The following is a 2,450-nucleotide window of genomic DNA, read 5'->3' as shown; positions in this document are numbered from 1 at the left end:
TCAGCAACTCCAGAATACGACCCGTGAGTTAGAGAAATAGTCTTCTGTACGGTAATATCTACTTTTTTGATTTCTTTTACAGGAAAATCATTGACCTTGAACTCCATAACTCTGTTGCTATTTGGCTGAAAAGAGTGAGGTTCTGATTCAACTAATTTTATGTCAGGATCTTCATCAAAATAAACTCTCAAGCTATGAGGAAGTTCAATTTCGTAGCCATCAACATGAGCTTTGCCTTCATTAACCACAAAAACCTGTTTTCTTTCGCCCATTTGGCTTTCCCGTTGTAAAAACATTACTTCAAGACCATCTACCACATAAGAACCATTAGCTTCCATGTCATAGCGAGCAAGAGCAGTAGTTACCACATTTGCTTGCGGGGGAGCTGAATGCTGAATTAATACCCCGTTTTCAATGTTATAGATGGGATAAAACTCTCCGTTTATCGAGCTAGCAACAATTCCTTCTGCCTGAAAACCCCAGATAATGTTAGCTTTAAGCCTTGCTGCTCCAACTTCTTGGTAATTTCTTGTACCAATCGCAGGATCACGAAGATTTTCATCCTCAAGTTCTGTAACTGTGGATTCAACATAATAAACACCAACACGAACTGTGGCATTTGTTGGAATCTTAAACTCTGTTTTTTCAACTTCTCTTACGCAGCCACGAAGGTATATTTTACCAGTTTCAAGGGTAACTTTACCTGTTTCAGCGTCTACAATACAATCAGCTCCACTGATAACATCACCATCCTTAAATATCGCATCACCAATACCTTTAAGCTTGGAGAGTGCATAATCTTGCATTTCATTTAGTTCTGCAGATTGCAGGCCTCTTCCTGCTAAGAATAAACTCTTTTCGTATTTTTTATCAGAGTTAAAACGGTTATAATAACTACTTAACGTCATAGAATTAGAATGTAATAACAAAAGAAAAAGCTTCCCGAGTTGCTGCAGTTCTGATAAGTGGTACTGTATGCTCTAAAATCAGCAAAATTCCAGGATTTTCTATATCTTTTGGCTCGAAATACCTCTGTCCTGGTGGAAGTTCTTTTTTCACTTTAGTACCAACCATAACCCCAATCTCTCTGATCACTTGATTTGCTGCATCCGTGAAATCAAAGCTACATTTGAGATATAAATTATTGGTTGGTACATTTGCTGGCTTAAACCGTCCGGAGGGAGTAATCAATTCTCCATTCTCATCACCTGTGCAAAAGAGAATTTCATCAATGGTGCGCCTTCCCACTTCTTTCAGCAGCTTTGTAGAGGTAATGGGCTCTGCTGGTGTGCTGTAAGTATACTCTACGGTAACGGTACTTTCCACTGTAATAGAGCCTTTTTCTACTAGCTTTATCATACCAGTATTACTATCAACTGTATAGTCTATACTTGGTTTGTAGACCGTTGAACCTTTAAAAACTTTTACATCTTTAATTGGACAGTGATCAAGTTTGATTTCACCCTTAACAAAAACTTTTTCGACTTTGTGGCTACTTTCCCAGCTTGAATCACCACTACCCCAAGCAAGATGAAGTGACTGCTCTTTTATACTTGCCGCTATTGCAGCTCGGCCCGATTGAGTTAAGATCGACATTTGTACCCTTTAGTACTTTCTGAATTAGAAGAAAAGAGTTTTTCCCAATCAACTTCACTACTTGGCACGATCTTATCATTTGCAAGCCTTTCATCAGCAATTTTAGAGAAATACCTATCTTCTCTGGCATCCAGAGCTTCAAAAACCAGCCTTCTTATTAATTTTGGAATGGTCTTATTTTGACGCTCTGCTATATACTTTAAGAAATTAGACGTCTTTTTGCCAAAGCTTATTTGAAATTCCATAGCTATTTCTTTTATAAGTCCCCTTATATATATAAGTTCAACTTTTTTCAGAAATGTGTTCACTTTTTTTTGCCATAGATTTTTATTGACTAATTTTTAATCTGCTTTAAACATAGTATCTTTACTTATGGGTATGGTAAATTTTTATCCTAGTCGGGAATTTTGGGAAAGTAGTTTAGAAATGCCTGTATCTTCTCTTCTCAAGAAGTTTCAAAATCCAATTTTACGTGAAAGCTGGCTTAATTCTCTTTCTGGTAGGCAGTTAAGCATTATTTTTAATCACTGCTTTCAAGATAAACAAAATAGACAATTATTTAAAGATTATGAGTTTTGGAAATGCGACGAAATTTCAACTCAACACAAACGTAAGATGCTTTTCAATATTTCCGGATCTTTGTTCAACTACTACTTAGTTAATCGTTTTAGTCGTGCAAAATCAGAAATAGCTGTAGTTGAGGTAGCACAAAGCCAAGACCTTCTAAAACCATTTCTGCTGCAAAATAACAAATATGACAAGAAATCCTTATTGTTTACTCTCTTTATAACTAATCATGACTTACTGAAACAGATTTTCTACTTTAATCAAGTACAAAAAAAGGGTTTCCTACC

At 36.2% G+C, this 2,450-nt stretch carries 3 protein-coding genes and 1 pseudogene; 1 reads left to right on the top strand and 3 read right to left on the bottom strand.

Translation table 11 applies throughout. The annotated features are described in order from the left end of the window. From IC220_RS07030 to IC220_RS07020, 3 genes are all read right to left on the bottom strand, one after another. A partial coding sequence (locus IC220_RS07030; RefSeq protein ID WP_188153732.1) for a DUF4815 domain-containing protein occupies positions 1-908 on the bottom strand: 908 nt, incomplete at its 3' end. 4 nt (positions 909-912) lie between these two features. Beyond that, positions 913-1,596 (bottom strand): hypothetical protein, encoded by a 684-nt coding sequence (locus tag IC220_RS07025; RefSeq protein ID WP_188153731.1) that lies wholly within the window; start codon positions 1,594-1,596, stop codon positions 913-915. Further along, positions 1,584-1,904: a hypothetical protein gene (locus IC220_RS07020; protein ID WP_188153730.1), complete on the bottom strand. Its 321-nt coding sequence runs from the start codon at positions 1,902-1,904 to the stop codon at positions 1,584-1,586. The genes IC220_RS07025 and IC220_RS07020 overlap by 13 nt, the downstream gene beginning before the upstream one ends. A gap of 64 nt (positions 1,905-1,968) precedes the next feature. Between IC220_RS07020 and IC220_RS07015 the strand changes: the two are divergent. After that, positions 1,969-2,450: pseudogene (locus tag IC220_RS07015) on the top strand (hypothetical protein); the annotation flags it as partial.

Origin of the sequence: Wolbachia endosymbiont of Pentalonia nigronervosa (assembly GCF_014534705.1) — a bacterium.
Classification (GTDB): Bacteria; Pseudomonadota; Alphaproteobacteria; order Rickettsiales; family Anaplasmataceae; genus Wolbachia.
This window is presented reverse-complemented; position numbering and strand designations above follow the sequence as displayed.

Excerpts from the sequence above, each read along its gene's own strand:
- IC220_RS07025 (WP_188153731.1), bottom strand. The coding sequence starts at position 1,596 with ATGTCGATCTTAACTCAATCGGGCCGAGCTGCAATAGCGGCAAGTATA.